Origin of the sequence: Deinococcus terrestris (assembly GCF_009377345.1) — a bacterium.
GTDB classification, from domain to species: Bacteria; Deinococcota; Deinococci; order Deinococcales; family Deinococcaceae; genus Deinococcus; species Deinococcus terrestris.
Map to the genome: position 1 here is coordinate 399745 of NZ_WBSL01000002.1, position 24715 is coordinate 424459.

Sequence of the window (24715 nt, forward strand, 5' to 3'; positions counted from 1 at the left end):
CCCTGCCCGCCCCTGGCCCTCCCGCCGGGGGCGGCTTCACTTGGCCCGCGCCCGGAGGGTCAGGTCGCCGTCGGCCTCGTCCCGGGCGGCGCCGACGGGCACGAAGCCCAGCTTCTCCAGCACGCGGGCACTCGCGGGGTTGGTCCGGGCCGTCCGGGCGGTCACTCGCCGGACCTCGGGGCGGGCGAGCAGGGCCGTCATCAGGGCGCCGACGGCCTCAGTCGCGTAGCCCTGGCCCCAGGCGTCGGGATTCAGGCCATAGCCGATCTCCACGTCGCCCCATCGACCAGGGTGGCGCTCCAGCGTTCACGCTCGGGGTCGAAGGCCGCCAGCCGGGCGGGGAGCAGGGGCAGCAGGTCGCCGGGCCACGCCGGGGGGTAGGTCACGGTGAGGGGGCCGTCCGGGGTGGGCAGGGTCGCCGTGAAGGGAGCCTGCACGAGCCGTCCCGCGATGACCTCGCGGGGGAGGGGGGACGAGGCGGAGGCGGGGCGTGGTGGCGTACACGGCCGCAGGCTGGAGCGGGCCTGCCGCAGGCTGCGTCGGCCAGATGGCGGGTCAGGTCCGGCGGGTGCCTGCCGCCTGCACCCAGCCCGGCACCCGGCTCCACGCGGCGGCGTATCCCAGCCCGGCCAGCGCCCACAGCGCGGGCACCGCGAGGGGCTGCGCGAGCAGGGTGCACCCCAGCAGGAAGGGGACAGCGGGGGCTCCGCCCGATTGCAGGGCGGCGGTCAGCACGGCGCGGGCAGGCGGCTGGCCGGGATCGCGGGCCGCCGAGTGGGCCAGCCGCAGCACCAGCACGGCGAGTAGCGCCCCCAGCCCGGCCAGCACGGCGACCCACAGGGGGGGCAAGGGGGCGGGGTCACTCAGGGCGTACACCGCGCCCAGCGGCAGCCCCGGCAGCGCCAACACCCCGAACCCCGCCGCCTGCGCCCGACGCGCCGCCCGCACGAGGTCGGCGGGCTGGCCGCTGCCGACCTCGCGAACAAAAGCTTCAAACATCGGCAGGGGCAGCAGAAAGGGGCGTCAGGGTTTCGACGGTCGCGGGCACGCCCCCCACCTCCACCCGGTCCCCCGGCACGAGCTCGCGCCGCAGCCGCGCGAGGCTCAGGCCCCCCGCGTGGGCGCCAGCTTGCCCGACCACTTTCCCGTCGCGGGTGACCTCGGCCCGTTCGGGAAGGCCCTCGCCGCGCAGCCGTGCCAGGGCGTAGCGGGCCTGTCCCCGCGCCTCCAGCCGGGCCATGATCTCCTGCCCCACGTAGCAGCCCTTGCGGTAGCTGATGGCCGGGAGGGGACCGCCCACGTCCAGCCCGACTTCCGGAATCAGGGTGCCCGCGAAGCCGTCGGAATCCACGTCGGGAATCCCGGCGCGGAGGCGGGCGGCGTGCAGCTCGGGGAGGGCAACCTCAGCACCTGCCAAGGCTCCCAGCACCGCCTCCTCCTGCCGGGCGAGAAAGTGCAGGTCCACCCCTGCCGCCCCGGTGCGGTTCACGCGCCCGCCCAGGACGGTCGCCCCTGCCAGCCCAAACTCCTGCGCGTCGCCGCCCGCCGGGTCCCAGCCGGGAAGGTCGGCCTCGCGCCAGACATGGACGGTGCGGAGGTCGCCGGAGAGGTCCGTCAGGTCCACCTGATCGAAGATGATGTAGCGCCGCAGCCGCTCCGCCAGCGCCGGGGCCTGCCCCGCCCCGAGGTGCAGGTACACGTCGCCGGGACGCTTGTACACGCGGGCGAAGAACTCGATCTGCCCACGCACGTTCAGGAAGCAGGCGGCGACCAGGCCGGGGGTGGGCGCCCCCCGCAGGTCGTTCGTCATCTGCCCCTGCGCGAAGTCCACCCGGTCTGACCCGGTCAGGCGCAGGGCGCTGGAGGGAAGGCGGGTCCACATGGGGTCAGGTTACGGGAAAAGGGCGCGGCGATGTGGGGCGGGAGGCAGGGTTCAGGTGGCGCGGTCAGTCGCTCGCCACGGCCAGCTCGCGCCCGGCCCGCAGCGCCCGCTGGGCCTCGCGGGTGAGGTTCCAGCGGGTCAGGTCGGACACGCCCTCGCGGACGATCGCCTCGGCGTGGGGCAGGGCGGCGCGGCGCGACTGCAGGTTGCGGCTCACGATGGCGGTGAGGTCGTCGAGGTTGTAGAGGTGCGCTCCCGCCACGCCCCCGATCTCGGGGTCGAGGATGCGCGGCACGCTGATGTCGATCAGGAACATGGGCCGCTCCGGGCGCCCCTCCAGCGCCGCCGCCACCCCTTCCGGGTGCAGGACGTAGTGGGGCGCGGCGCTCGACGCGATCACCACGTCGGCCAGGGGCAGGGCCTCGTGCAGCAGCTCGGCGGCGCAGGCGCGGCCCCCCACCCGCTCGGCGAGCGCCCGCGCCCGCTCGGCGGTGCGGTTGACCACGATCACGTCCTCCACGCCCGCCGCCCGCAGGTGGGTCAGGGTCAGCTCGGCGGTTTCGCCCGCCCCCAGGATGAGAGCGGTCCGGCCCGCGAGGCCCCCCAGCGCGGCCTGCGCGAGTTCGACGGCCGCGCTCGACACGCTGACCACCCGGTCGGCGAGGCCCGTCTCGGTGCGGACCCGCTTGCCCGCCGCGAGTGCCCCCTGCGCGACCTTGTTCAGGACCGTGCCCGCCAGCCCGAGGTCGCGCGAGGCCTGCCACGCCCGCTTGACCTGCCCCTGAATCTGCGTTTCCCCGATCACGAGGCTGTCGAGGCCCGCCGCCACCCGGTAGAGGTGCGTGGCGGCCGCCTCGCCCCGGTAGACGTACAGGTGCTCGCCCAGGTCGCCGCCCCAGGCGTCCCCGAAGACGGTGCGGGGGTCGCCCATCAGCCCCGCGAGGTAGACCTCAGTGCGGTTGCAGGTCGCGAGCAGCATGACCTCGCGGGCAAAGTGCGAGAGGTGCGAGAGCACGGCGGCCTCGTCCCCGGCGCGGACGGCCGCCCGCTCGCGAACCTCGACCGGGGCGGTCTGGTGGTTCAGGCCCACGACCACGAAGTCGAGCGCAGCGGGGGCGGGCACGTGCGCCCGGGCGAGCAGGGCGCGGCCAGTCGGGCAGGCCAGCGTCATGCGCCCACCCCGGCGGGCAAGAGGCCCACGGCCGCGCGGATGTCGGCCCGCAGCGCGGCGAGGGCCGCCTCGCGCTCGGTTCCCGGCAGGGTCAGCGCGGCCTCGCGGCGCTCGGCCCAGGCGTCCACCTGCTCGGGCGCCGGGAGCAGTCCGGCAATGCGCTCGGCGAGGGCCTGCGCGAGCAGCGGCAGTTCGCGCCCGGTCGTGAGGGCCACCTCCACCCCCCCCCGGCGCGTCACGGCGGGAAAACGCAGGGTGCCCTGCGCGGCGTCCCCGGCGTGGTTGACCAGGGCGCCCACCGCGCGGGCTTCGGCAGCCACGGCGGCGTTGACCTCAGGGCTGTCCGTCGCGGCCACGGCCACCCGCGCCCCCGCCACGTCACCGGGGCGGTAGGGGCGGGGGTCATGCCCCACGGGAAGCACGGCGAGGTCGGGATGCAGCTCGGGCGCCACCACCCGCACCCGCAGTCCGGCACCCAGCAGGGTGCGGGCACGGCGCAGTGCCACCGGACCACCCCCCACCACCACCGCAGCCTCGCCGCTCAGATTCAGGAAGGCGGCCAGCGTCACGCGGAGCAGCATAGCGCGGCGCGGCCGGGGCGGGCGTCCCCGACCGAACGGTCAGAAACCTCGCCGGGGACGAAGTTTTTGGGCGGCGGGTTCCCGTCTACAGGCCTGCTTTGCCCCGCATGGCCTGTGGTCCGACGGGGTCCGCAAAGAGGGTCAGAAAGGCCGCGACGACCCCTGGGTCAAACTGCTGCCCGGCCTCGGCCCGGAGGAGCGCCAGGGCACCGGGCACGCTCAGGGGCGCCCGGTAGGGCCGCTGGTGTGTCAGGGCGTCGAACACGTCGATCACCGAGAAGAGTCGGGCCAGGCGGGGAATGGCCTCGCCCGCCAGTCCGTCCGGGTAACCGGTGCCGTCCCAGCGTTCGTGGTGCGAGCGCACGACCTCCAGCACCTCGCGCGGCATGGTGGGGATGCGCCGCACCAGGGCCTCGCCGGTCAGGACGTGGTGCTGCATCTGGGTGCGCTCCTCCGGGGTCAGCGGCCCCGGCTTGAGCAGGATGTCGTCGGAGACGCTGAGCTTGCCGATGTCGTGCAGGTAGGCTCCCTGCCGCAGGTGGTCCTGCGCCGCCTCATCCAGCCCCAGCGCCCGGCCCAGCCGCCCGGCCAGCGCGACGGTGCGCCCGGTGTGGCCCTGGGTCTCGTAGTCGCGGGCTTCGAGCGCCAGCCCCAGCGCGAGCAGCGCTCCCTCGCGGGTGGCGGCGGCGCGGGCCGTCTCGTAGGTGCGCTGGAGGGTCACCGTGCCCGCGTTGGCGAAGGTGACGAGCAGTTCCTCGTCGCGGGGGCTGAAGGGCGGGTCCTCGCGGCCCACCGTGAGCACGCCCAGCAGCCGACCCGAGGGAGAACGCAGCGGCGCGAACAGCGAATGCACTGGCGGCACGCCCGGCGCCCGCACCACCCAGGGCGGGGCCTCTCCCCGCCGCAGGTGCAGCAGCGGCGCCTCCGAGAGCGCCGCCCGCCACGAGGCCCCCTGCCCCCGCGCCAGCGTGAGGCCCAGGTCCCCCGCGTGGGCGCCCGCCTCGGCGGTCACGCGCAGCACGTCGGGGTCAGGCAGGTAGCGCAAGAAGGCCGACGACCGGGTATCCAGCAGCGCCACGCTCTGACGGGTCAGGGTGGCTTCCACCTCGGCGCCCGACGCCGCCGCCAGCAGCGAACGGCTGAGGTCCAGCATCACCCTCAGCGCCGCCCGGTCGTCCACACTCACGCTCCCCCCCAGGGAGGCCGGGTCAGCGCGGCGCGGCACATGGGCGTAGGGTGACACATGCCCGGGCCCGCTGCCGCCCCCTGTTCGGGGAGTCTGGACCGGGTCCAAGGGGTCCGGACAGCGGGGAAGCTACCGTGCCCCCAGGACCGCGCCCTCCGCCGCGTCCGCCAGCGCCTCCAGCGACGCCTCCCGCGCCACCGTCACGCGGGTGAATCCGGCCTCCCGCGCCGCGTCCGCCGTCTGCGGCCCCATCGCCACCACCCGGAACGCGGTCCCCGCCAGCGCCGCGAGGTGCCGCGCCGCGCTGCCCGAGGCCAGGGTGACCACATCGGCCCCGCGCAGCCGCGCCAGCGCTTCCGCCCCCGGCTGGGCGGGTTCGGTGCGGTACAGCTCGGCGCGGTCGTAGCGCACGCCCCGCGCCTCCAACGCCCGCTGCAGTTCGGCCTCCGCGAGCTGGGAGGTCAGGTGCAGGGCGAGCTCGCTGGGTTGGGTGGGCAACTCGGCCCCCAGGTGCCGCGCTCCCGGCTTGCCCGGCACGAAGTCGGCGGGTCGGCCCCGTTCCGCCAGCGAGCGGGCCGTGCTGGGGCCGACCGCCGCCAGCCGTACTCCGGCGAGATGATCGGCCCCCAACTCCAGCCGTTCCAGGTGCTCGAACAGGGCCGACACGGCCTGGTTGCTGGTCAGGAGCAGCCAGCCCACCCCCGACAGGTCGCGCAGCCGGGCGTGCAGGGCGGCCTCGTCCCCGGTGGGCGCGAAATGGATCAGGGGCACCTCCAGCACGTCGGCCCCTCGCGCCCGCAATACGTCCGAGAGGCTGCTGGCCCCCTCCCGCGTGCGGGTAACGGCCACCGTGCGCCCGGCGAGGGGACGGCCCGGGGTGGTCATTGCGCCTCTTCCAACGCCTGCAAGGTCCGGAACAGCTCGGAATCCTCGAACCAGCGCAGCGACTCGCGCAGCCGCACGACCTCGCCCACCACGGTGACGGCGGGAGCCTCCAGCCCGGCCTCGCGCACGGCCCCGGCGATGGTGGCCAGCGTACCCGTCGCCACCCGCTGCCGCCCGGTCGTGCCCCACTGCACGGTGGCGGCGGGGGTGCCGGGGTCGCGCCCGGCGGCGATCAGGTCGGCGCTGATCTGATCCAGATTCCGCACGCCCATCAGCAGCACCAGCGTGTCCACCCCGGAGAGGCGCTCGTAGTGGGCGCCGCCCTCCTTCGTGTTGCCGGTCAGGACGGCAAAGCTGCGGGCCAGCTCGCGGTGGGTCACCGGAATCCCGGCGTAGGCGGGGGCGGCGATGGCGCTGGTCACGCCGGGAATCACCTCAAAGGGCACCCCGGCGGCTGCGCACGCCTCGGCCTCCTCGCCGCCGCGCCCGAAGACGAATACGTCGCCGCCCTTGAGCCGGGCGACCCGTTTTCCCCCACCTTCCTGCGCCTTTTGCACGATCAAGGCGTTGATCTGCTCCTGCGAGATGTACTCGGAAAAGCCCTTCTTGCCCACGTAGATCGTCTCGGCGTCCGGGCAGTGGCGCAGCAGCTCAGGATTGGCGAGGTAGTCGAACAGCACCACGTCGGCCCACCGCAGGGCTTCTGCCCCCCGCAGCGTGAGCAGCCCCGGATCGCCCGGCCCGGCCCCGATCAGCGAGACGAAGGCGCGGGAGGAAGTCGGGGCGGCAGAAGCGTCGGTCATGGCGCACAGGCTAGCGGGCCGGGGGCGGGACAGATGGGGTGAGGGGTCAGGCGTGGTCGGCTGTCCCCTTGTCCAGCCCCACGGGCGCGTCAGGCAGCGCCTCGGACGCCGGGACCGTGTACGAGTGGGCGAGGTGGGTCATCTCCAGCGACTCGTGGCCCCGGTTCACGATGCGGCCCCCTGCGTAGGCCGCCACGCTCAGCAGCGTGAGTTCCCAGTTGCGCCGCTGCCCGGCGTGTGCCCCGAAGATGTAGGCGAGGCGGTCAAACTGCGAATTGGTCCGCAGCAGCGATTCGATCTGGAGGATGACGTGCCCGCGCTCCTCCTGGGGGTAGACGCGGAAATCGGAGGTGCCCGCGTCGGGGTGCAGGCGCAGGGTGCGGACGCGGAAGCCCAAGGGGTCCACATGTTCCACGACCACCCGGCCCCGCCGGACCAGCATCATCTGAATTTGGAGGCGGGTCCCCACCTCGACGGGCGGGATGGGGCCGTCCATCCCCCGGAAGTAAGCCAGCCACTTGGGGGCGTGGTCGGGCAGATGCTCTCGCCAGTGCCGGGCGATGTCCTCCGGGTCACGGGTCGCGCCCTCCAGTTCCACCCAGTAGCGGCGGCGGGTCAGCGGTCCCACGCCGTCCTCGGGTCCCGAGGGGCGCAGGGGATCGGGCGGCCCCTTGAGGGCGTAGGCGGCAGCGGCGAGGGCAGGCAGGGCGAGCAGGCGGGTCAGTCGGGACATGGGGATAACCTCCGGGGGCAGCCTCCGGCCAGGGCCGGGGAACGCGGGCAGGGTAGCCGCTGCGCCGCCGCCGGGGGCACGGCCGGGGTTCATGCAGCCGAAAGGGAGGCAGGATGGGGGGATGAAGTCAGACCCCCTCCCCCGCCTGGCCCGTGCGGAAGCCGCCGCGCACGCCCGCTCCGGCGAGTTCGGCGCGGTCGCCCATTTCGGTCCGCTGGTGGCCGTCCACGCTGGACTGAATCTTCCGGTGAATGCGGCGTGGCACGACGGTACAGATGGGCTGACAGAGGCTGAGCTGGACGGCTTCGAGGCCTTCAGCGCTGAGCATGGGCAACCCACTACCCTGCATGTCCTCTCGCACGCCGCGCCCGCGCTGCTCCCGGCCATGCGTGAGCGGGGGTATGAGCTGGCCTACGTGCTGCACGCTTACACGCACGACCTGAACGCCCTGCCACCCGCTCCCACCCTGACCGTCCGCGAGGAACCGGACGCCAACCTGTGGGCCGACCTCTCCGCACGCGGTTTCGGGCCGGGCGCGGAGGCGATCATGCGCCTCGTGGCCCACGCGCCCGGCACCGTCCGGCTGGTGGCCGAGGTGGACGAGCAGCCCGCCGGAAGCGCCGCGCTGAGCGTGACACAGGGGGTGGCCGCATTTTACGGCACGTCCACCCGGCCGGAGTTCCGGGGCCGGGGCGTGCAGGCCACCCTCCTCGCCGCTCGCCTACACCGCGCCGCCGCAGCGGGGGCCGACCTCGCCAGCGTGTTCGTGACGCCGGGGTCGGGCAGCGAGCGCAATGTGCGGCGGGTGGGGTTCCAGGTGGCGGGCGTGCGGCTGACGTTTACGCGGGCGGGGTAAGCCCGTTCGCCACCCGCACCGCGTCGCGCACCGCCGCGCACACGGCCTTCTGCACCAGCGCAACGAGCAGCAGGGGGTCGGCGGGGGGCCGGGTCCCCGCGCTCAGCACGAAGGCGCTGTCCCCGTCCCAGGGGGTATGGCTGGGGTGAATGACCCGCCCCAGCGCCGTTTGCGCGGCGTCCGCGAGGCGGCGGGCTTCGGGCTTGGTGAGCAGGTGCTCGGTGGCGACCGCGACCAGGGTGGTGCTCTCCACGTCGCCGGGCGTGAAGGCCGCCGCGCCCGGCCCCACCCCCGGCCCGGCCAGCACCCCGCCCCGCTCGTCCAGCACGTCCCCGATGGGATTGACAACCGCGAGCGCCCCGACCGCGACCCCGTGCCGCTCCAGATACACGCTGCCCAGCCCGCCCGGCACCGCCCCGATCCCGAGGTACTTGCCCGCCGTCGTGCCCGTCCCCGCGCCGACGCGCCCACGCTCGACCGGGGCTGCCGACGCCGCCCGCGCCGCGAGTTCGCCCTCGCGGTCGCCGGGCCTGGCTCTCGGGTCCCCCACCCCGAGGTCGTACACCACCGCCGCTGGAACGAGGGGCACCCGCGCCCACGGGGTCTCGTGGCCCAGCCCGCGTTCCTCCAGCACCCGCACCACCCCGGACGCCGCCGTGAGGCCGAAGGCGCTGCCGCCCGTCAGCAGCAGGGCGTGGACGCGCTCCACCTTCTTCTCCGGCGAGAGCAGCACCCCCTCCCGCGTGCCGGGGCTGGGACCCAGAAAGGACGCCGAGGCCACCGCGCCCGCGTCCGGGCAGAGGATCACCGTGCAGCCGGTCAGGCCCACGGGGTCGGTCCAGTGGCCCACGCGGAAGCCGGGGATGGCGGTCAGGGTCGTGTTGGGGGCAGTCACGTCCGCATTGCACCACGCGGGACGGGCAGGCAGCGGAGTACGGTGGAGCATGGCTGAAGAACTGACCTTCCGCTCGGGGGGCCGCGCCCTCTCTGCCGCCCTCGCCCGGCCCGCCGCGCCGCGTGGGGACGCACCGGGGGTTCTCGTGCTGCACGAGGTCTTCGGGCTCAACGACGACATCCGGCGCGTGGCGGACCGGTTCGCGCGGGCGGGGTACGTGGCGCTGGCGGTGGACCTCTTCTCGGCGGGGAACCGGGCGGTGTGCATGACGCGCCTGCTGGGGGGCCTCTTCCTGAACCCGCTGGAGCATCAGGGCGTGCGTGACCTCCGGCAGGCGCTGACGGTGCTGGGCGAACTGCCGGGTGTGGACGCCTCGCGGCTGGGGGCCATCGGGTTTTGTATGGGCGACAGCCTCGCCGTGGCGCTGGCCTGCACCGACAGCCGCCTGAAGGCCATCGCCCCCTACTACGGCTTCAACCCCCGCCCGCTGGAGGCGGTGCGCCGGAGTTGTCCGGTCGTGGGCAGCTACCCGGAGCGCGACGCCACCGCCGGGCCGGGCCGGGCGCTGCGGGCGGAACTGGACGCGGCGGGCATCCCCAACGACATCAAGGTCTACCCCGGCACCCAGCACTCCTTTGCCAACCGTGGCCCGGCCTTCGACGCGGTGGCGAGCGAGGACGCCTGGAACCGGGTGATGGCCTTTTTCGACGAGCACGTGGTCGGACCTGCCTGAATGGGCAAGACCCCGCACCGGGCGGGGTCTCTCCGGGTGCGCCGGGGCTCAGGGCGTCTTCAGCGCATATCCGATGCCGCGCACGGTGCGGATAATCCCGTACCCGTCGAGGTCGCGCAGCTTGGCCCGCATGTTCGCCATGTGGACGTCCACCACGTTGGAGTTGCTGGGCAGTTCGCCGTTCCAGACCTCGCGCTCGATTTCCTGGCGCGAGTAAACACGCCCCGGCTGCCGGGCCAGGAAGGTCAGCAGGTCGAACTCCTTGGGCGAGAGGCGGACCTCGTGGCCGTTGTAGTGGCACAGCCGCTTCTGGGGGTGGATTTCCAGCGCCCCGATGGAGATCACCTCGCCGTGCTGCTGGTGCCGGAGCTGCACCTTGACGCGGGCGACGAGTTCCTCCGGGTGAAAGGGCTTGGTCATGTAGTCGTCCGCGCCCGCTTCGAGCAGGTTCACCTTGCGGTCGACCGCGTCCATCGCCGTCAGGATGATGATGGGCACGCTGCTGGTCTTGCGCAGGCGCCGGGCGATTTCCGCCCCGTCGAAGTCGGGCAGGCCGAGGTCGAGGATGACGAGTTCGGGGCTGTTTTCGCGGGCGCTCGTCAGGCCGGTCACCCCATCGGGGGCGGTCAGCACCTTGTACCCGGCCTGTTCGAGTTCGTACTGCACGACGCGGGTGATGTCGGGATTGTCTTCGATGAGCAGGATGCGTTGTTCCATGGTGGGTGCCCCTTGTCTCCGGCCCCAGGGGCCACGGCTTTCGGTCGGGAAGGAAAGGGAGTGGCGAGGCGAGCCCACCGGACGCCCCGGTGGGGCCGCCTGCCGATTAACGGTCATCGTAGGGGCGGGCGCCGGGGGGAGGGGACCGGGGCGGTTTACGGTCCCTTAACGCCGGGTCAGGTTCCGGGAAACCGCCTGTGAGCGGCGCCGCCGCTCGTGCCCTCTCCGCCGCTCTCTATCCCTCGCCCGGCACCCGCACCGAGTCCACCTGCACCCCGTGGCGCAACAGCACGGTCTTGAGGCGCTGCATCGCCGCAACCGCCCTCGTGCGCTCGCCCGGTGCGAAGATCAGGGTCAGGCGGGCCTCCTGGCCGGGCCGGGGCTCCTGCGCCTGCACCGCGAGCGGCCGGGCGAAGGCGGCGTCGCGCGTCACGTCGCGCAGGATGCGGGCGAAGGTCAGCTCGTCCACCCCGCCCAGCGTGAAGGCGATGCCCTGCACCCGGCCGTCTTGCGCTGAGCCGTCCTGCCCTGAGTCGGGAGCGGGGATCGGGGACTCGGTCATGCCCGCCAGGGTAGCCCTCCCCCCGCCCAGCGACGGGGCAGGCGGCACAATGCCTGGGCCAGCCGGGAAGCGCCCCACCTACAATGCCCGCATGACCTGGCAAGGCGACCCCTCTTCCGTACGGCTCAACGGCGCCGACCTGTATTTCGAGGTGACGGGACCGGAGGACAGCGACCTCCCGCCCCTCGTCTTTCTCCATGGCGGTCCCGGCTACAACAGCTATTCCTTTCAGGACCTCTTCGGGGAGCGGCTGGAGGAGCGGCGGGTGGTGTACCTCGACCAGCGCGGCTCCGGGCGCAGCGGGGCGCTGGAGGACACCGAGCAGGGCGCCGACACCCTCGACCTCGATACCCTGGTGGCCGACGTGGAGGCGCTGCGCGAGCACCTCGGCTTCGAGCAGATCGTGCCGCTGGGACACGGGTTCGGGGCGCTGCCCGCGCTGGAATATGCCCGGCGCTTTCCGGTGCGGACCGCCCGCGTGGTGGTCGTCAATCCCTGGGTGCATTTCCCCGAACTCGCCCTGACCCTGCTCGCGGAGGCCTCGGCCCGCCGGGGCCAGCCTCTCGACGACCCTGCCCCTGCCCTGCGTGCCCGCACCCCGGAAGGCGAGTATCCGCCCGTGGGCGCGGCCCGCATCGAGGCGGCCTTCTCGCTCGTCAACGCCCGTGACCTGCTCAACGCGCTGCACTTCCGCGACGCCCCCAGCCGGATGCGGCTGGAATTCATCGACGCGGAGGGCCAGCTGGCCGGGGGCGGCGAGGTGCAGCAGGCGCTCGTCAACCAGGGCCTGTGGGAGTTCGAGTATCCCCCCTTCCTCCAGGAACTCCGCCGCCCGGTCTTCGTGATTGCGGGAGTCCACGACCGCACGAGTTACCCCGAGCAGGTCGAGTGGCTGGCCGACCTCGCCGGGGCCGACGTGACCGTCCTCGACGCCGGGCACTACCCCTGGCTCGACGACGAGGACGCCTTCGCGGAGGCGCTGGAGGAGGCGCTGTCCCGGTGAAGACCGCCCCATCCGGGCGCGAGGCACCAGGCGTGTCGTCCCACCCGGAGAAACAGCAGAGGGCGGGGATAAAGCCTCTTCTCCTGGCTGCCCTTCTCGGACTCGCGTCGGGAGTCATCTCCTCACCGAATCACATCGCCTTTGCCGGAAACCTGTGCGAACCGTCCTTCCAGATCGGGGGCCAGATCGAAGGGAAGTGCCTCAACCTCGTGACCGGCTGGGGATGGCCCACCGCGTTCATCACGGACAGCGCTGCCGTTTCAGTGGTTGGACGTGTCGGCCCCGACGATTCCTTCAGTCTGGGAAACTTGCTGGTCAACATCCTCTTTTATTACGGCGTGCTCAGCCTGACGCTTGGCAGAGGCAAGCAGATCGGCAGCCGGTAGACCTGGCCTTACGCCTCCTCCCCGCCCGCTCACAGCAAACCCGCTAGACTGGCGGCACCCTTATGAAAGCCGTGATTCTGGCCGCCGGGCGCGGTCGCCGTCTGCTGCCCCTGAGTGCGGGGCGGCCCAAGCCTGCGCTGCCCATCGCGGGGGTGTCCCTGCTGGCCCGTGGGGTGCGGGCGCTGCGGGCAGCGGGGGTCGGCGAGATCGCGGTGGTGACCAGCCCCGCCCACGAGGCCGAGCTGCGCGAGGCGGCCTGCCAGGAAGGCCCCCTGACCTATCTGCACCAGCACGAGCCGCGCGGCACCGGGCACGCGGCGCTGACCGCCCGCGACTTTTTCGGGGGCGAGGCGGGCGTGGTGTATCTGGGCGACAACCTGTTCACGGACCCGCTTGGCCCACTGCTCGCCGCGCTCGCCGGGGCCGACGCGGTGCTGGCCGTCAAGCAGGTGCCCGACCCCCGCGCCTACGGGGTGGCGACGGTGCGGGAAGGCTGGCTGACCGGCCTGCACGAGAAACCCGCCGAGCCCCTGAGCGACCTCGCCGCCTGCGGGGTCTTCGCCTTTCAGCCCCACGTGCTGGACGAGGTCGCCCGGCTGGAGGCCAGCGAGCGCGGCGAAATCGAATTCCCGCAGGCCCTCGCGCGGGTAGTGGCGGGGGGCGGGCGGGTGCGGGCCGTGCCGCTGGGCGGCTACTGGGCCGACGCGGGCACGCCCCATGACCTGCTGACGGCGGGAGCGCATGTCCTCGCGGGCCTCTCGCCGCGTGTGGACGGCGAGGTCGAGGGCAGCACCCTGTCGGGCACGGTGGTGGTGGAGGCAGGCGCCGGGGTCCACGGCTCGCACGTCACCGGGCCGGTGTGGATCGGCTCCGGCGCGAGCGTGCGCGGCTGCGTGCTGGGGCCAAACGTCAGCGTGGGATCGGGGGCGGTGCTGGAGGGCGCGACCCTGCGCGACTCCCTGATCGACGAGGGGGCGCGGGTGCTGCACCCCTCACGGCCCCTCTCGCACGCGGTGATCGGCCGCCGGGCCACCGTGACCGCGCCGACTGGCGACGGGGTGCAACTCACGCTGGGGGACCACAGCGTGCTGCGGGTGTAGGCCTCACCCCCCGTCCCCGATCTCCGGGGTCAGCAACATCGTCACGCTCCAGGTGGGGACTTCACCGGAGTCCTGGGCGTGGGAATACTCCTCCAGCAACTCCCACAGCCGCCGCTGCAACTCTCCGGCGCGGGCGGTGGTCAGCCGGAGGTCTGCCCCACTGGCGAGCAAGGGTTCGGGCGGCAGCGGGTGACCCCCACCCCCATCGTGCCCGAAGATATGCAGCAGTTCGCCCGACTCCGAGCAGTCCAGGGTCATGCTCCAGCGCTCGCCCAGCACGTCCATCCGCCCCGCGAGTTGGTCGAGGTGTCCCCGCAAGCGGCGCTCGAAGCCGCCGCCCAGCAGCTCGCGCAGGCCAGCGGCGGGCGTGACCTCGAAGGGGATCTGCCAGGGCAGCGGCAAGCAGTAGAGCCGCACCGGACGGCCAGATCGCGTCCGCTGTCCCACCTCCACGACCACCCCGGCGGCCCGCAGGCGCTCCAGCCGGGCATGGGTGGTCGAGAGCGGCGTGCCTGCCCTCCGGGCGAGGTCGGCGGCCCCCACGCCCCCCTCCCCCGCCCTGGCGAGCGCCGAAAGCAGAGGGTCGAGCGCCGGGTCGAGCAGTAGGGCCGCCTGCCGGGCGGTGGCGGTTCGGGCCGGGAACATGGGCCTCAGCGTAACCGTCCCCAACTCCCACCCGGCCCTGTCGCCGGGAGTTGGGCCGGGGCCAGGCTGGAGGCATGACGCACCGACCCGACCGACTCTGGACCCGTGACTTTATCCTGTGGTGGCTGGGCGCGGCGGGATCGGCGCTGGGGCAGGCGCTCGCGGGCATCGCCCTGAGCTTCCTGGTGTTGAAAGTGAGCGGGTCGAGCGGGCAGATGGGCGTGAACCTCGCGCTGACGCTGGCGCCGATGCTGCTCTCGCCACTGGCGGGGGCGCTGGCCGACCGCCTGCCGCTGCGCCTCCCGCTGATGCTGGGCAACGTGGGGCGCGGGTTGATTCAGCTCGCGGTGGGCTGGGCGGCCCTTCAGGGCACCGTGACCGTGGAGGCGCTGCACCTCGCCGCGCTGCTGACGGGGCTGATCACCGCCTTTTACCAACCGGCCAGCCTGGGCGTGCTGCCCCGACTGGTGCCCGCCGCGCACCTGCCCCGCGCCACCGGGCTGATGCAGGGCACGAATCAGACGCTGGCACTGATCGGGCTGATCGGCGGTGGGGCGCTGGTCTCGCACTTCGGCAGTGCCCCGGCGCTGCTGCTGGACGGGGCGGCCTTCTTGCTGTTCGCGGCGCTGCTCGCCTTCGTGCGCTTTCCCGCGCGTCCAGAGCGGGCAGAGCGCACATCGGTCGGGGCCGACCTGCGGGCGGGACTGCGCTACGTGCGGAGCCAGCCCCTGCTGACGCTGCTGCCGCTGATCGTGCTCGTCGTGAACGCCTCGCTCGCCCCGCTGGAGATGCTGCTGCCCGCGCGAATGCTCGCGCTGGGGGCGGGGGCACAGGGCTTCGGGCTCTTTTTCGGGGCGCTGACGGGCGGGATGGCTGCCGGGAGCCTGTTTCTCGCCGCGCTGGGGCCACGGGTGAACCCCGCGCTCCTGAGCGTCCTGGGCTTCGCGGGACTCGGGGCGGGGTTCCTGGCGCTCTCGCTGACGGGAACGGCGGGGCAGATGTACACCGTGGCGGTGCTGACGGGCCTGGCCCTCGCCGCCACGAATGTCGGGATCAGCCTGACTTTTCAGACGCGGGTGCAGCCCGAGTTCTACGGACGGGTCGGCAGCCTGCTGAGCATGGCGGGCGTGGCCGGGATGCCACTGACATTGCTGGCCCTGGCGCCCGTGGCCGACCGGGTGCCCGTCGCGGCTCTGTTCGCGGGGGTCGGGGCCGTCTGCGCCCTGGGGGCACTGGTCTGGGCCGGGGCGCTGCGGCGCTCGCCCGCTCTCCCCGCACCGTCCGCGCCGTCGTACCCTGGGGCATGACCCGCCCTCCTGCCCAGCCGACCGGTCCCGTTTCGCCTGAGCCCCAGGGCGAGGTCGTCATCAGCGGGGTGGACACCGGCCCCGCCGACGCCGAGCGCGGCAACCTCACTCCCACCGAGGACCACGCCCGCTTCCAGCCCCCCGAGGAGCGCGAGCCCGAAGACGAGGACGGCTGACCCTCACCCTCAAGGCCCAACCTGCGCCCGCCGTGCGAGCCACTAAGCTCAGGGCCGGCAACGCCAGGGCCGGGGTGGGGGCAGGATGGACGGCGACCCTCCCCTGAGCCCCGGCGACCGCGAGGAACTGCTGGGGCCGCCGGGCTGAACCGGGTCCAAGCGTGACTGGGCGTGACCAAAAGCCCCACGTCCCTGTAAGCTGGACACGTGCTCTCCCTTCAGAAAGCGGCCAGCATCCTGGGGGCCTTCAGCGCCGAGCAGCCCGAGTGGGGGGTGCGGGCACTCGCGGCGCACCTCGGCGTGCCTCGGGCCACGGCCCACGCCTACCTCGCCGGGCTGACCGGGGCGGGCTTTCTGCGCCGCACCCCGGCGGGGCGATACCGGCTGTCGTGGCACATCGCGGAGATGGGCGCCCACCTCACCTCGGCGCTGCCCTGGTTTCCGGATGCCCGCGCCCTGATCACCCGGCTGGCGCTGGAGGTGCGGGCGGTGGCCTTCCTGTGCATCCTGGAGGGCGAGGAGGTCGTGTGCGCGATCCGCGAGCGTCACCCCGACGCCGACATCGACCTGCCGCTCGACATCTACCTCCCGGCGACCGCCACCGCGAGCGGCAAGATCCTGTACGCCTACGGCGACGTGCAGCCGCGCGAGTTCGCCGCCTGTACCGTGAACAGCATCACCACCCCCGACGAGTGGCGCACCGAACTCGGCCGGGTGCGGCGCCGGGGCTACGCCTATTCCATCGAGGAATGGATTCCGGGGCAATGCACCCTGGGCGTGCCCTACCAACACGGCGGGCAGGTGGTCGCCGCCATCGGCGTGCAGATGAGCGCCCAGCGTTACCTGCGCGAGGAGCGGGCCATCCGCGAGCGCGTGCTGGGCATCGTGCGCGAGGCCGAGGGGCTGCACTAGAGGGGTTGGGTCAACCGTCTCCCCCGCGCAGGGCCATCAGGTCGAGTTCCCAGGCGAGTTGCTCCAGCGCGGCCGGACTGACGCCGGGCAGCATCCCCGCGAGGGCGGCGGCTTCCTCCAGCGTCCCGGCCCACAGGTCGGGACCGGCGGGAAGGACGCGCACCCGCACCCGCCCGTCGGTCAGAAGGTCCACCCGCAGGCCGCGCCCGGCTTCGTCGCCGGGAATATTCAGCAGGGGCCGCCGCACCTCGCCCGTCATGGGGAGAGCTTAGCCCAGTCCTCCCGTCCCAGCGCGTACCACACGGTCGGCACCCGCTCGCCCCGGTACTCGTCCGGTCCGCCCTCACCCACCTCGCGGAAGCCCAGCCGCCGCATCAGGGCGTGCGAGGGCAGGTTGGGGCGGTGGACCTCGGCGGTCACGGTGTGCAGGCCGAGGTCATCAAAAGCGTGCGCGAGCAGGAGCCGTCCGGCCCGCGTGCCCACGCCCCGGCCCCACAGCGCCCGCTCTCCGAGGGCGATGCCGAACTCTCCCGACACGACGCTCAGGCCTGCGAGGTCCACGTAGCCGACGAGCCGTCCACCGTACTCCACCCCCAGCCGCCGGAAGTCTGGGGCCGTTCCCGCGATGATGCCCTGCCAGTGCCGCCGCACCACCCTCCCAGCCAGCCCGACGGTCCAGCCCGCCGCCCGGCAGAACTCGGGGTCAGCGGCCCAGCGCACGGCGGCTTCCTCGTCGCCGGGACGCAGGGAGCGCAGGGTGACGGTCAGTTCTTGTCCCCGAAGCTCCAGATTTCGAGGTCGTCCACCGACTCGCTGACCTTTTTCAGGCTGGCGAGGTCCTCACGGCTGGCCTGCTGGACCGTCCCGGCTCCGGTCGGTCGGCCCACCGCGCCCGCCATCACCTCGGCGGGGACGGCCGCCAGCATGGAGGCGAGCTGTTTGGGCGTGGCGTCCAGCAGCGCGTCGGAGAGCACCTCGTCAGGCACGTCGGCGGAGATGCGGGCGCGGGCGGCGGCGACGGCGGCGGGGTCCACCTCGGGGCGCTCGGCCACGTCCTCGTCGAGGCCCGCCGTGCCGGGAGGCCGGGGCGCCGCCGAGGAGCGGGAGCGCCGGGCCAGCAGCAGGGCGGCCACGGCGACGGCCACGAGCAGGAGCAGCAGAAACGTCATGTCCCCACCCTAGCGGGCAGACCCCGGTCCGCGCTTCCCCTGACCGGAGGGGAACGGCGCGGCGCCGGGGCCACCAAGGCTTCATGCTGCGGGGGCAAAACGCAGATCAACCATGCAGATCAGGCGAGCCGTGGAGAACTTCCACGGCTCACCTGACGGGGAGCGGCGCCCCGGGAGGCGCGGTTACGCCTCCGAGTACGTCTTCTCGATGGGCAGGCCCACCGCGTTGCCCCACTCGGTCCACGAGCCGTCGTAGTTGCGCACCTTGGGGTAGCCCAGCAGCTCGCGCAGCACGAACCACGAGTGGCTGGAACGCTCCGCGATGCGGCAGTAGGCGATCACGTCCTTGTCGGGGGTCACGCCCTCGCCCTCGTACAGGGCCTTCAGCTCGTCGGCGCTCTTGAAGGTGCCGTCCTCGTTCGTGGCCCGCGCCCAGGGGATGTTCGCCGCGCCGGGAATGTGACCGCCGCGCAGCACGCCTTCTTGCGGGTAGTTGGGCATGTGGGTGACCTTGCCCGAGAACTCGTCGGGGCTGCGGACATCCACCATCGCGCCCTGCCCGGCGCGGACGGCCTCGATATGGGCCTTGACCTCGTCGCGGTAGGCCCGCAGGCTCTCGTCGCGGCGCAGGGCAGGGTACTCGGTGGGCTCGTAGCTCGGCACGTCGGTCGTCAGCTCGCGGCCTTCCGCGACCCACTTCTGGCGCCCGCCGTTCATCAGCTTGAGGTTCTGGACGCCGTTGTAGCTCAGGAACCAGTAGGCGTAGGCCGCCCACCAGTTACTCTTGTCGCCGTACAGGACGATCTGGTCGCCGGGCTTGAGGCCGAGCCGACCCAGCAGGGCCGACAATTCCTCGGCGCTGATGAACTCGCGCTCCTGGGGATGCCAGAAGTCGCCCTGCCAGTCGATCTTCACGGCGCCGGGAATGTGCCCGGTCTCGTACAGCAGGATGTCCTCGTCCACTTCCACGAGGCGGATGCCTTCGCGGTTCAGGTTCTCGGCGACCCATTCGGTGCTCACCAGCACGTCTTTCGCGTAATCCATAGCTGATCCTCCAGGGGTGAGTGTAAGCGACTCGGGCAATGGTTGACCAAAAGGGTCAACTGAGTGACCCTCACCATACCGCGCCCGGCCGGGGGGGTACAGTGACCGCATGACCGACGCGGCCCCCCCCCTTCCCGAGAAGCTCCAAGAGATCGTGAGCCTGTTCAAGTCCGCGCCCAAGCCGCTGCGCCTTCAGGCCCTGCTGGAATACAGCAAGAAACTGCCGCCCCTGCCCGAGAAGTACGTCGAGCACCCCGAGTTCCTCCAGCCGGTGCCCGAGTGCGCCAGCCCCTTTTTCCTGGTTACGGAGAAGACCGAAGGCGGCGGCGTGAACATGTACTTCAAGGTGCCGGAGGAAGCGCCCACCGTGCGCGGCTACGCGGGCATCCTGCATGAAGCCTTGCAGGGCGAGTCGCCCGAGACGATCCTGAATATCCCGGACCAGTTCTACATGGATATGGGCCTGACCGAACTCATCACGCCGATGCGCCTGCGCGGCATGGGCGCGATCCTGATGCGGCTGAAGAACGAGGTGCGGGAAGGGGCTTAACCCAGAAAGGCAAGGGGGAGACGTGCGGAACGTCTCCCCCCTTTGTTGTTCCCCCAACGACCTTTACTCTGCCCTCTTCACCTCGCGCGGCGGCGGTCCGTTGCGGTGCGCTTCCCGCAGCGCCGCGAGTGCCCGGCCCCGGTGGCTGATGGCCTGCTTTTCCTCTAGGGTCATCTCGGCCAGGGTGCGCGTTTCGCCGTCGGGCACGAAGAGGGGGTCGTAGCCGAAGCCATGTTCCCCGCGCGGGCCTTCCAGCAGCGTGCCGGGCAGCTCGCCCCGGTAGCTTTCCACGTGGCCGTCGGGGTAGGCGAGGACGATCACCGAGACGAATTTGGCGCGGCGGGTGGGGGCGCGGCGCAGTTGCTCTAGGAGATAGAGGCTGCGCTCCAGATCGCTGCTGCGTCCCCCAAAGCGGGCGCTGTAGACGCCGGGCTGCCCCCCCAGGGCTTCCACCTCCAGCCCCGAGTCGTCGGCCAGGGCAGGGAGGCGGGTGGTCAGGGAGGCGGCGCAGGCTTTCAGGGCCGCGTTTTCCTCGTAGGTGGCGCCCGTCTCCTCGGGGAGGGGCAGCCCGCCGAGGCCCTCCAAAGCCCACCCCAGGCCAGAGAGGGCCGCGCCGATCTCGCGCACCTTGCCTGCGTTGCCAGTCGCCACGACCACCCGCATTCCGTTCCCGTTCCCGCCCGCGTCACTCGTCACCCGCCGAGTGTAGACGACGGGAGGGGCGGGCAGAGCTTCAGTCGCCGCCCAGCGGCACCTCGGCCCGCACCCGCCAGCGCTCCTCGCCCTCCCGCTTTTCAAACAGGGCCACCGAGCGGAAGGTCTGGGTCTGGTGGGGAGCCGTCAGCGCCCCCAGCCGTGCCCGCAGGCCCGCCGGGTCTCCGCCTCCGTATGGCTGCACCAGCGTGAAGTGCGGCTGCCAGGAGTCCAGCCCGCGCGGGGTGTGCAGCAGGGCCATCCGCGCCCGCTCAAAGGCGGGGGATTCGGGAGTGACCTTGCCCTCAAAGGGCGAAGCCGTCACGAAGCGGGAAAGCCGCGCCAGCAGGAGCGTATGCAGCACCAGCAGGGGCGCGTTGGCGTCCAGCCGATGCACCCACGTCTCCCCGCCGTCCCAGACCTCCACCCGCCCGCCTGTCAGGGTCAGCACGGCCCCCGGCGAGAGGCAGGCCACGCACGCCCGCACCTCGGCCTCTATGTCCGGCCACAGGGCGGGGTCGGTGAAAAATCCCTCCACGACGGTGAGGTGAAGGCCGTAGGGTCCAGCGTCGGCCTGATCCTCCGCCCGCAGGAAGTCCGGCAGGGGCCGCGCCCGGCCCGCCCGCACGTCGTAGCCCAGCAGGTCGCTGCCCGCCTCGTAATAGGGGTGGCCTGACGGGGGGCAGAGGTAGACGGCGAACCGGGTGCCGGAGCGGAGGTCAGTCATATGTGGGCCTGTGTTGGCGTGGGTGACTCATGGGGATCGCCATTCCAGTGGTCACTCTGCTGGTGCTCTTGATCGTGGGGGCAGTCCTGTGGATGTCTTCCGGGCAAAAGGGTCAACGTGAGCGGAGGATCGGTCAGCTTATGGTCACGGTCGGTGTCCTGGGGCTGCTGATGGTCATGGGCCTGATCTCTCTGCTGGGCCGAATCCTGTGACTCTGCCGGACTCCCCGCCTCAGAACACCCGCCAGCGATAGAACAGGAAGGCCAGGATTCCTGCCAGCGCCGTGGCGATGCCCAGCACGATCCACAGCGCCTCGGGGTTTTCCTGAAAGGGGAGCGGCACGTTCATCCCGAAGATGCTGGTGACCAGCGTGGGAATCGCCACCAGGATGGTCGTCACGGTGAGCACCTTCACGACCTCCTGCACGTTGTTGCTGATGACGGAAGCGAAGGCCCCCGCCATGCTGGTCAGGATGTTGCTGGCGATGCTCGCCATCTCGATGGCCTGAAGGTTCTCGATCAGCACGTCGTCGAGCAGCTCGGAGTCTTCCTCGTACATCTCGAAGATGCGGTCGCGCTTGACGCGCTCCATCATCGCCTCGTTCGCCTTGAGGCCGGTGATGAAGTACACGAGGCTCTTTTCGAGCTTGAGGAGGTCCATCAGTTCCTTGTTGCGGGTGGCCGTCTCCATGCGGTCCTCGATGGCGTCCACCCGCTTGTTGATCTGGCGCACGTCGATCAGGAAGCGCTGGGCGTTGCGGAGGAAGAGTTGCAGGGTCAGGCGGTTTTTCTTGGCTGTGGAGACCCGCCGCACCAGGCCATTCACCACGTCGTTGACCACCGGATTCTCGGTCGCGCACACGGTCACGAGGCAGTGGTCGGTGTGCAGGATGCCCAGTGGCACGGTGTCGTAGGGGATGTCACTGTCCTCGCCCAGGCGGTAGCTCGTCTGCATGATGATCAGGAGCTGGCCGTCTTCCCGCTCGAAGCGCGAGCGCTCGTCGGGGTCGAGGGGGTAATTCAGGTAATCGAGTTCCAGGCCCGTCTCGCGGCTCACGCGGGCGAGTTCCTCGGCGGTGGGCGCGACGACGTGAATCCAGCCGCCGTCGACGTAGCCGTCCGCGAGCTGGAGCTTGCCGCCGATGCTGCGGTAGTAGGTCAGCACGGCAGCCCGCCGCAGGGGTCAGGGTAGGGATGGGGCATGGCGCGTCCTCCGGGGGTGGGATGCGTGAGGCCGGGGCAGGAGACCGCCGGGACCGGCCCGCCTGGAATCTGCCAACTCAGAACCTGCCAGCTCGGAACTGGGCGGCTCGTGGTCGGTCGGGGAGTCGGGAGTCACGTCATCACCTCCTTTCGGGAGCGCCGGCGCGCGGGCACCAATCGCCATGCTAGCAGCGCGGCGCGGCCAGCCAAAAGCCCCGGCACAGCGACCGGGGCAGGGCGGGGACGGGAAGGCTCAGAGGCCGAAGAAAGCGCGGTTTTTGACGATGAACTCGGTTTCCCCGGCGGGCACGTCTTCTTCGGGGAAGATGGCGCTGACGGGGCAGGCGGGCACGCAGGCGCCGCAGTCGATGCACTCGTCGGGGTGGATCAGGAACATCTCGCCCGCGTCATATATGCACTCCACGGGGCAAACTTCGGTGCAGGCGTTGTCCTTGACGCCGATGCAGGGGCTGACAATCACGTGAGGCATGCGGGACAGTATGCCTGCGCCTCCGGGGGGCCGCAAGGCGGGAACACCCACAGTTCCGCCTTAGAATTTTCCGAGCTGTACGCCAAAAACCCGACTTATCCTGTCAGGATTGCCCCACTGCCCCCAGGTGCCGCTCGGCCAGCGCGAGGTCGGCGTCCTTGTCCACGTCGGTGCCGATGGCGGCGTGCCCGGTGATCAGGGCACGGGCCTTCACCCCCAGGATGGCGCTGACCTTGCCTTCCAGTTCGGGCACCGTCAGGCGGCGGGTCAGCAGCCGCAGCAGCACGCCGGGGCCGATCAGGGCGGCGAGGCGCAGGGGGGCCTTGCGGGCGTCGAGCACCTCGCGCAGCCGGGGCAGGAACTCGCCCACCAGCCGGGGGTCCAGCAGGAAGACGTTGCCCCCGGTAAAACTCCCCTCGCGCAGCCGGGCGTAGGTGCGCTGCACGCCGGGAAAGGCGGCCTCGCACTCCTCGCGGGGGACCACCGGGTAGACGAGGGCCGCGTCGCCGGGCGCGGCGTCCAGCACGTCCGAGAGTTGCGCGGCCGTCACCAGCGGAATATCCGCCGTCGCCACGATCACGCGCTCGCCGGGGGCGAGGCCACGGGCGCTCAGGGCCTCCACCCCGGCCTCCAGGTTGCTCAGCAGGGTGCCGTGGTCGGTGACGCGCTCGTCGATGAGAAGGTCCATCTCGGGCGTCGTTGGGCCGACGTAGGCCACCCGGCCCACTCGCCCACTGCCGCGTAGCGCCCGCAGCACATGCAGCGCCATCGGCTCGCCCGCCACCGGAATCAGCCCCTTGACGCTGACCCCATGCGCCGCCGCGAAGGGGTCGCCGGGGTCGCCGCCGCCCAGCACGACGGCGCTCCACTGCGGGGCGGGGGCAGCCTGCTCATGACTCATGCGCGAGAGCGTACCACCCCGCCCCCCCCACGGGCCGGAAGGTGCAGCGTGGCCGTGAACCCCCCGCCGGGGGCACCCCAGAGCCGCAGCTCGCCCCCATGCACCTCCGCCGCGCGGCGGGCCAGCGCCAGCCCCAGCCCGTGCCCCCCGGCGGTGCGGCTGGCGTCGGGGCGGTAAAAGGCCTCGCCCAGCCGGGCCAGGGTCGCCGCGTCCACGCCGGGGCCGTCGTCGCGGACCTCCACCTCTGCCCCACCTGCCCCGTCGGGGCGCACGGTCACGGTCACAGCCGCGCCCGGCGCGTGCAGCAGGGCGTTCGCGGTGAGGTTCCACACCGCCTGCCCCAGCAGCACCCGGTCGCCGTACGTGGTCAGGGCCTGCGGCGCGATCAGGTCCACGTCGGCTTCGGGGGACAGCTCGCGGGCGCGGTCCACCGCCTCCGCCGCGAGGTCGCGCAGGGGCACGGCCTCCCGCGAGAGGGCCGCCGGGTCGCGGGCCAGCAGCAGCAGGTGGTTGGTGAGGGTGGAAAGCCGGGTGAGGTCGGTGCCCAGCTCGCGCAGTTCGGCCCGGTAGCGTTCGGGCTCGCGGTCGTGGGTGAGGGTGGCGTCCACCCGCGCGGTCAGGGCGGCCAGCGGCGAGCGCAGGTCATGGGCGGCGGCCCGCACGAAGTCCTGCTCGCGGTCGCGGGCGTCGGCCACCCGCCCGAAGGCCCCCTCCAGCGTGCGGGCCAGCCGCGCGAGTTCGTCGCCCTCGCCCGCGCCGGGCAGCGGCGAGCGCAGGTCGCCCCCCGCCCCGATGCGCCGCGCCGCGCCCTCCAGCCGCCGCACCGGGGCCAGCAGCCGCCCGGCCACCGCGTACCCCAGCCCTGCCGCGAGCGCCAGCACCAGCGGCAGCAGCCACGCCAGCGCCCGTGTGAAGGCCCGCCGCGCCTCGGTCAGCACGGGCGCGTCCGAGAGCACCGCCAGCCGCCCCCCACCCCGCAGGGACCGCACGGCGAGGAGTCGGCCGTCCAGCGTGTACACGTCTGGCGGGAGGGCGGTGTCCACCTCGGCGGGAAAGCGCGGCGTCTGCACCTGCCCGCCGGGACCGCTCAGCCGCAGTTCGAGGCCGCGGGTCTGCGCGTCCGCGTCCGCGAGCCGCTCCAACCCGCCCGACGACAGCACGCCCACCCCGAACGACCGCGCCGACTCGTCCAGCGCCCGCTCCACCCGCACTTGGACCGCGCTCGCCGCATTCTGAAGCCCCTCGACCTGCGACACCCACAGCAACCGGTTGACTGCGACAAAGAGGCCCACCGCCACCAGCACGGCGGCCAGCGCCGTCGCCAGCCCCGCCGTCAGCGCGAGCCGGGCGCGGAGGGTCAGCCGCATGGGAGCGCAGGCAGAGGCCGGAGGGATGGCGACTGCCGA

At 72.6% G+C, this 24715-nt stretch carries 34 protein-coding genes; 10 read left to right on the forward strand and 24 right to left on the reverse strand.

Annotated elements, in window-relative coordinates; genetic code table 11:
* Nucleotides 1-36: 36 nt before the first annotated feature.
* The 10 genes from F8S09_RS17930 to F8S09_RS07915 form a co-directional block, all read right to left on the reverse strand.
* A complete protein-coding gene (locus F8S09_RS17930; RefSeq protein WP_322618641.1) occupies nt 37-273 on the reverse strand; it encodes a GNAT family N-acetyltransferase in 237 nt (78 codons plus the stop codon).
* On the reverse strand, nt 252-437 hold the full coding sequence (locus F8S09_RS17935; protein WP_227978558.1) for a hypothetical protein: 186 nt from the start codon (nt 435-437) through the stop codon (nt 252-254). Before F8S09_RS17935 ends, F8S09_RS17930 begins: the two co-directional genes overlap by 22 nt.
* A 118-nt stretch (nt 438-555) precedes the next feature.
* Nucleotides 556-999: a hypothetical protein gene (locus tag F8S09_RS07885; protein ID WP_152870838.1), complete on the reverse strand. Its 444-nt coding sequence runs from the start codon at nt 997-999 to the stop codon at nt 556-558.
* Nucleotides 992-1882, reverse strand: a complete 891-nt coding sequence (gene ygfZ / locus F8S09_RS07890) for a CAF17-like 4Fe-4S cluster assembly/insertion protein YgfZ (RefSeq protein ID WP_152870841.1) — start codon at nt 1880-1882, stop codon at nt 992-994. The genes F8S09_RS07885 and ygfZ overlap by 8 nt, the downstream gene beginning before the upstream one ends.
* A gap of 64 nt (nt 1883-1946) precedes the next feature.
* The gene (gene hemA / locus F8S09_RS07895) at nt 1947-3053 is read right to left on the reverse strand and encodes a glutamyl-tRNA reductase (RefSeq protein WP_152870843.1); all 1107 of its coding nucleotides are present in this window, start codon (nt 3051-3053) and stop codon (nt 1947-1949) included.
* The gene (locus F8S09_RS07900) at nt 3050-3622 is read right to left on the reverse strand and encodes a precorrin-2 dehydrogenase/sirohydrochlorin ferrochelatase family protein (RefSeq protein ID WP_322618642.1); all 573 of its coding nucleotides are present in this window, start codon (nt 3620-3622) and stop codon (nt 3050-3052) included. Before F8S09_RS07900 ends, hemA begins: the two co-directional genes overlap by 4 nt.
* 97 nt (nt 3623-3719) lie before the next feature.
* Complete coding sequence (locus tag F8S09_RS07905) at nt 3720-4859, reverse strand: HD domain-containing phosphohydrolase (protein ID WP_322618643.1); 1140 nt, start codon at nt 4857-4859, stop codon at nt 3720-3722.
* Between the two features lie 90 nt (nt 4860-4949).
* Nucleotides 4950-5705: a uroporphyrinogen-III synthase gene (locus tag F8S09_RS17940; protein WP_265468998.1), complete on the reverse strand. Its 756-nt coding sequence runs from the start codon at nt 5703-5705 to the stop codon at nt 4950-4952.
* A complete protein-coding gene (gene cobA / locus F8S09_RS17945) occupies nt 5702-6508 on the reverse strand; it encodes a uroporphyrinogen-III C-methyltransferase (RefSeq protein ID WP_227978559.1) in 807 nt (268 codons plus the stop codon). Before cobA ends, F8S09_RS17940 begins: the two co-directional genes overlap by 4 nt.
* A 46-nt stretch (nt 6509-6554) precedes the next feature.
* Nucleotides 6555-7241: a DUF1990 family protein gene (locus tag F8S09_RS07915; RefSeq protein ID WP_152870848.1), complete on the reverse strand. Its 687-nt coding sequence runs from the start codon at nt 7239-7241 to the stop codon at nt 6555-6557.
* Nucleotides 7242-7362: 121 nt separating this feature from the next.
* Here F8S09_RS07915 and F8S09_RS07920 point away from each other — a divergent pair, with 121 nt between their 5' ends.
* The gene (locus F8S09_RS07920; protein ID WP_227978560.1) at nt 7363-8097 is read left to right on the forward strand and encodes a GNAT family N-acetyltransferase; all 735 of its coding nucleotides are present in this window, start codon (nt 7363-7365) and stop codon (nt 8095-8097) included.
* Here F8S09_RS07920 and F8S09_RS07925 read toward each other — a convergent pair.
* Complete coding sequence (locus F8S09_RS07925; RefSeq protein WP_407643656.1) at nt 8081-8992, reverse strand: P1 family peptidase; 912 nt, start codon at nt 8990-8992, stop codon at nt 8081-8083. The two genes, F8S09_RS07920 and F8S09_RS07925, sit on opposite strands and share 17 nt — an antisense overlap.
* Nucleotides 8993-9041: 49 nt before the next feature.
* Between F8S09_RS07925 and F8S09_RS07930 the strand changes: the two genes are divergently transcribed.
* Complete coding sequence (locus F8S09_RS07930) at nt 9042-9725, forward strand: dienelactone hydrolase family protein (RefSeq protein WP_152870856.1); 684 nt, start codon at nt 9042-9044, stop codon at nt 9723-9725.
* A 48-nt stretch (nt 9726-9773) separates the two neighbouring features.
* On the opposite strand, the gene F8S09_RS07935 is transcribed toward F8S09_RS07930, so the two are convergent.
* On the reverse strand, nt 9774-10442 hold the full coding sequence (locus F8S09_RS07935; RefSeq protein ID WP_104991656.1) for a response regulator transcription factor: 669 nt from the start codon (nt 10440-10442) through the stop codon (nt 9774-9776).
* A 235-nt stretch (nt 10443-10677) separates the two neighbouring features.
* Nucleotides 10678-11004, reverse strand: coding sequence for a hypothetical protein (locus F8S09_RS07940; RefSeq protein ID WP_227978561.1), 327 nt, complete (start codon nt 11002-11004; stop codon nt 10678-10680).
* Nucleotides 11005-11095: 91 nt separating this feature from the next.
* On the opposite strand from F8S09_RS07940, the gene F8S09_RS07945 reads away from it, so the two are divergent.
* From F8S09_RS07945 to F8S09_RS07955, 3 genes are all read left to right on the forward strand, one after another.
* The gene (locus tag F8S09_RS07945; protein WP_152870859.1) at nt 11096-12007 is read left to right on the forward strand and encodes an alpha/beta fold hydrolase; all 912 of its coding nucleotides are present in this window, start codon (nt 11096-11098) and stop codon (nt 12005-12007) included.
* Complete coding sequence (locus F8S09_RS07950; RefSeq protein WP_152870861.1) at nt 12004-12393, forward strand: hypothetical protein; 390 nt, start codon at nt 12004-12006, stop codon at nt 12391-12393. Before F8S09_RS07945 ends, F8S09_RS07950 begins: the two co-directional genes overlap by 4 nt.
* A gap of 62 nt (nt 12394-12455) precedes the next feature.
* Nucleotides 12456-13493 (forward strand): sugar phosphate nucleotidyltransferase, encoded by a 1038-nt coding sequence (locus tag F8S09_RS07955; protein WP_152870864.1) that lies wholly within the window; start codon nt 12456-12458, stop codon nt 13491-13493.
* A 3-nt stretch (nt 13494-13496) separates the two neighbouring features.
* On the opposite strand, the gene F8S09_RS07960 is transcribed toward F8S09_RS07955, so the two are convergent.
* Complete coding sequence (locus F8S09_RS07960; RefSeq protein ID WP_152870867.1) at nt 13497-14138, reverse strand: helix-turn-helix domain-containing protein; 642 nt, start codon at nt 14136-14138, stop codon at nt 13497-13499.
* A gap of 74 nt (nt 14139-14212) precedes the next feature.
* Here F8S09_RS07960 and F8S09_RS07965 point away from each other — a divergent pair, with 74 nt between their 5' ends.
* The 3 genes from F8S09_RS07965 to F8S09_RS07975 all read left to right on the forward strand — a co-directional run bounded on the left by F8S09_RS07965 (nt 14213) and on the right by F8S09_RS07975 (nt 16533).
* Entirely contained in the window at nt 14213-15445 is a 1233-nt protein-coding gene (locus F8S09_RS07965) for an MFS transporter (RefSeq protein ID WP_152870870.1), read from the forward strand.
* Nucleotides 15442-15621, forward strand: a complete 180-nt coding sequence (locus F8S09_RS07970; protein WP_152870873.1) for a hypothetical protein — start codon at nt 15442-15444, stop codon at nt 15619-15621. Before F8S09_RS07965 ends, F8S09_RS07970 begins: the two co-directional genes overlap by 4 nt.
* Nucleotides 15622-15828: 207 nt before the next feature.
* On the forward strand, nt 15829-16533 hold the full coding sequence (locus F8S09_RS07975) for an IclR family transcriptional regulator (protein WP_322618644.1): 705 nt from the start codon (nt 15829-15831) through the stop codon (nt 16531-16533).
* A 10-nt stretch (nt 16534-16543) separates the two neighbouring features.
* Here the strand turns inward: F8S09_RS07975 and F8S09_RS07980 are convergent, their stop codons facing one another.
* The 4 genes from F8S09_RS07980 to F8S09_RS07995 form a co-directional block, all read right to left on the reverse strand.
* A complete protein-coding gene (locus F8S09_RS07980) occupies nt 16544-16792 on the reverse strand; it encodes a hypothetical protein (RefSeq protein ID WP_152870875.1) in 249 nt (82 codons plus the stop codon).
* Nucleotides 16789-17322, reverse strand: coding sequence for a GNAT family N-acetyltransferase (locus tag F8S09_RS07985; RefSeq protein WP_322618663.1), 534 nt, complete (start codon nt 17320-17322; stop codon nt 16789-16791). The genes F8S09_RS07980 and F8S09_RS07985 overlap by 4 nt, the downstream gene beginning before the upstream one ends.
* The gene (locus F8S09_RS07990) at nt 17298-17702 is read right to left on the reverse strand and encodes a hypothetical protein (protein ID WP_152870879.1); all 405 of its coding nucleotides are present in this window, start codon (nt 17700-17702) and stop codon (nt 17298-17300) included. Before F8S09_RS07990 ends, F8S09_RS07985 begins: the two co-directional genes overlap by 25 nt.
* A gap of 183 nt (nt 17703-17885) precedes the next feature.
* A complete protein-coding gene (locus tag F8S09_RS07995; RefSeq protein WP_152870882.1) occupies nt 17886-18746 on the reverse strand; it encodes a sulfurtransferase in 861 nt (286 codons plus the stop codon).
* 109 nt (nt 18747-18855) lie between these two features.
* Between F8S09_RS07995 and F8S09_RS08000 the strand changes: the two genes are divergently transcribed.
* Entirely contained in the window at nt 18856-19296 is a 441-nt protein-coding gene (locus F8S09_RS08000; protein WP_152870884.1) for a SufE family protein, read from the forward strand.
* Nucleotides 19297-19359: 63 nt separating this feature from the next.
* Here F8S09_RS08000 and rdgB read toward each other — a convergent pair whose 3' ends face one another.
* Nucleotides 19360-19959, reverse strand: coding sequence for an RdgB/HAM1 family non-canonical purine NTP pyrophosphatase (gene rdgB / locus F8S09_RS08005; protein ID WP_152871043.1), 600 nt, complete (start codon nt 19957-19959; stop codon nt 19360-19362).
* A gap of 70 nt (nt 19960-20029) precedes the next feature.
* Complete coding sequence (locus F8S09_RS08010; RefSeq protein ID WP_152870887.1) at nt 20030-20716, reverse strand: hypothetical protein; 687 nt, start codon at nt 20714-20716, stop codon at nt 20030-20032.
* Between the two features lie 29 nt (nt 20717-20745).
* Between F8S09_RS08010 and F8S09_RS08015 the strand changes: the two genes are divergently transcribed.
* Complete coding sequence (locus F8S09_RS08015; protein ID WP_152870890.1) at nt 20746-20928, forward strand: hypothetical protein; 183 nt, start codon at nt 20746-20748, stop codon at nt 20926-20928.
* Nucleotides 20929-20947: 19 nt separating this feature from the next.
* Here F8S09_RS08015 and F8S09_RS08020 read toward each other — a convergent pair whose 3' ends face one another.
* From F8S09_RS08020 to F8S09_RS08035, 4 genes are all read right to left on the reverse strand, one after another.
* Nucleotides 20948-21880 carry a magnesium transporter CorA family protein gene (locus F8S09_RS08020; protein WP_322618645.1) on the reverse strand — a complete coding sequence of 311 codons (933 nt, stop codon included), beginning with the start codon at nt 21878-21880 and terminating at the stop codon, nt 20948-20950.
* Between the two features lie 291 nt (nt 21881-22171).
* Nucleotides 22172-22408, reverse strand: coding sequence for a ferredoxin (locus F8S09_RS08025; RefSeq protein ID WP_152870895.1), 237 nt, complete (start codon nt 22406-22408; stop codon nt 22172-22174).
* A 103-nt stretch (nt 22409-22511) separates the two neighbouring features.
* A complete protein-coding gene (locus F8S09_RS08030) occupies nt 22512-23309 on the reverse strand; it encodes an NTP transferase domain-containing protein (RefSeq protein ID WP_152870898.1) in 798 nt (265 codons plus the stop codon).
* Nucleotides 23306-24676 carry a sensor histidine kinase gene (locus F8S09_RS08035; RefSeq protein ID WP_152870901.1) on the reverse strand — a complete coding sequence of 457 codons (1371 nt, stop codon included), beginning with the start codon at nt 24674-24676 and terminating at the stop codon, nt 23306-23308. The genes F8S09_RS08030 and F8S09_RS08035 overlap by 4 nt, the downstream gene beginning before the upstream one ends.
* Nucleotides 24677-24715 lie beyond the last annotated feature (39 nt).

What these genes read in the sequence shown, in the direction of transcription:
- F8S09_RS07885 (WP_152870838.1), bottom strand. Translation starts at nt 999, where the DNA reads ATGTTTGAAGCTTTTGTTCGCGAGGTCGGCAGCGGCCAGCCCGCCGAC.
- ygfZ (WP_152870841.1), bottom strand. Translation starts at nt 1,882, where the DNA reads ATGTGGACCCGCCTTCCCTCCAGCGCCCTGCGCCTGACCGGGTCAGAC.
- hemA (WP_152870843.1), bottom strand. Translation starts at nt 3,053, where the DNA reads ATGACGCTGGCCTGCCCGACTGGCCGCGCCCTGCTCGCCCGGGCGCAC.
- F8S09_RS17940 (WP_265468998.1), bottom strand. Translation starts at nt 5,705, where the DNA reads ATGACCACCCCGGGCCGTCCCCTCGCCGGGCGCACGGTGGCCGTTACC.
- cobA (WP_227978559.1), bottom strand. Translation starts at nt 6,508, where the DNA reads ATGACCGACGCTTCTGCCGCCCCGACTTCCTCCCGCGCCTTCGTCTCG.
- F8S09_RS07915 (WP_152870848.1), bottom strand. Translation starts at nt 7,241, where the DNA reads ATGTCCCGACTGACCCGCCTGCTCGCCCTGCCTGCCCTCGCCGCTGCC.
- F8S09_RS07920 (WP_227978560.1), top strand. Translation starts at nt 7,363, where the DNA reads ATGAAGTCAGACCCCCTCCCCCGCCTGGCCCGTGCGGAAGCCGCCGCG.
- F8S09_RS07930 (WP_152870856.1), top strand. Translation starts at nt 9,042, where the DNA reads ATGGCTGAAGAACTGACCTTCCGCTCGGGGGGCCGCGCCCTCTCTGCC.
- F8S09_RS07935 (WP_104991656.1), bottom strand. Translation starts at nt 10,442, where the DNA reads ATGGAACAACGCATCCTGCTCATCGAAGACAATCCCGACATCACCCGC.
- F8S09_RS07940 (WP_227978561.1), bottom strand. Translation starts at nt 11,004, where the DNA reads ATGACCGAGTCCCCGATCCCCGCTCCCGACTCAGGGCAGGACGGCTCA.
- F8S09_RS07945 (WP_152870859.1), top strand. Translation starts at nt 11,096, where the DNA reads ATGACCTGGCAAGGCGACCCCTCTTCCGTACGGCTCAACGGCGCCGAC.
- F8S09_RS07955 (WP_152870864.1), top strand. Translation starts at nt 12,456, where the DNA reads ATGAAAGCCGTGATTCTGGCCGCCGGGCGCGGTCGCCGTCTGCTGCCC.
- F8S09_RS07960 (WP_152870867.1), bottom strand. Translation starts at nt 14,138, where the DNA reads ATGTTCCCGGCCCGAACCGCCACCGCCCGGCAGGCGGCCCTACTGCTC.
- F8S09_RS07965 (WP_152870870.1), top strand. Translation starts at nt 14,213, where the DNA reads ATGACGCACCGACCCGACCGACTCTGGACCCGTGACTTTATCCTGTGG.
- F8S09_RS07970 (WP_152870873.1), top strand. Translation starts at nt 15,442, where the DNA reads ATGACCCGCCCTCCTGCCCAGCCGACCGGTCCCGTTTCGCCTGAGCCC.
- F8S09_RS07980 (WP_152870875.1), bottom strand. Translation starts at nt 16,792, where the DNA reads ATGACGGGCGAGGTGCGGCGGCCCCTGCTGAATATTCCCGGCGACGAA.
- F8S09_RS07990 (WP_152870879.1), bottom strand. Translation starts at nt 17,702, where the DNA reads ATGACGTTTCTGCTGCTCCTGCTCGTGGCCGTCGCCGTGGCCGCCCTG.
- F8S09_RS07995 (WP_152870882.1), bottom strand. Translation starts at nt 18,746, where the DNA reads ATGGATTACGCGAAAGACGTGCTGGTGAGCACCGAATGGGTCGCCGAG.
- F8S09_RS08000 (WP_152870884.1), top strand. Translation starts at nt 18,856, where the DNA reads ATGACCGACGCGGCCCCCCCCCTTCCCGAGAAGCTCCAAGAGATCGTG.
- rdgB (WP_152871043.1), bottom strand. Translation starts at nt 19,959, where the DNA reads ATGCGGGTGGTCGTGGCGACTGGCAACGCAGGCAAGGTGCGCGAGATC.
- F8S09_RS08010 (WP_152870887.1), bottom strand. Translation starts at nt 20,716, where the DNA reads ATGACTGACCTCCGCTCCGGCACCCGGTTCGCCGTCTACCTCTGCCCC.
- F8S09_RS08015 (WP_152870890.1), top strand. Translation starts at nt 20,746, where the DNA reads ATGGGGATCGCCATTCCAGTGGTCACTCTGCTGGTGCTCTTGATCGTG.
- F8S09_RS08025 (WP_152870895.1), bottom strand. Translation starts at nt 22,408, where the DNA reads ATGCCTCACGTGATTGTCAGCCCCTGCATCGGCGTCAAGGACAACGCC.
- F8S09_RS08030 (WP_152870898.1), bottom strand. Translation starts at nt 23,309, where the DNA reads ATGAGTCATGAGCAGGCTGCCCCCGCCCCGCAGTGGAGCGCCGTCGTG.
- F8S09_RS08035 (WP_152870901.1), bottom strand. Translation starts at nt 24,676, where the DNA reads ATGCGGCTGACCCTCCGCGCCCGGCTCGCGCTGACGGCGGGGCTGGCG.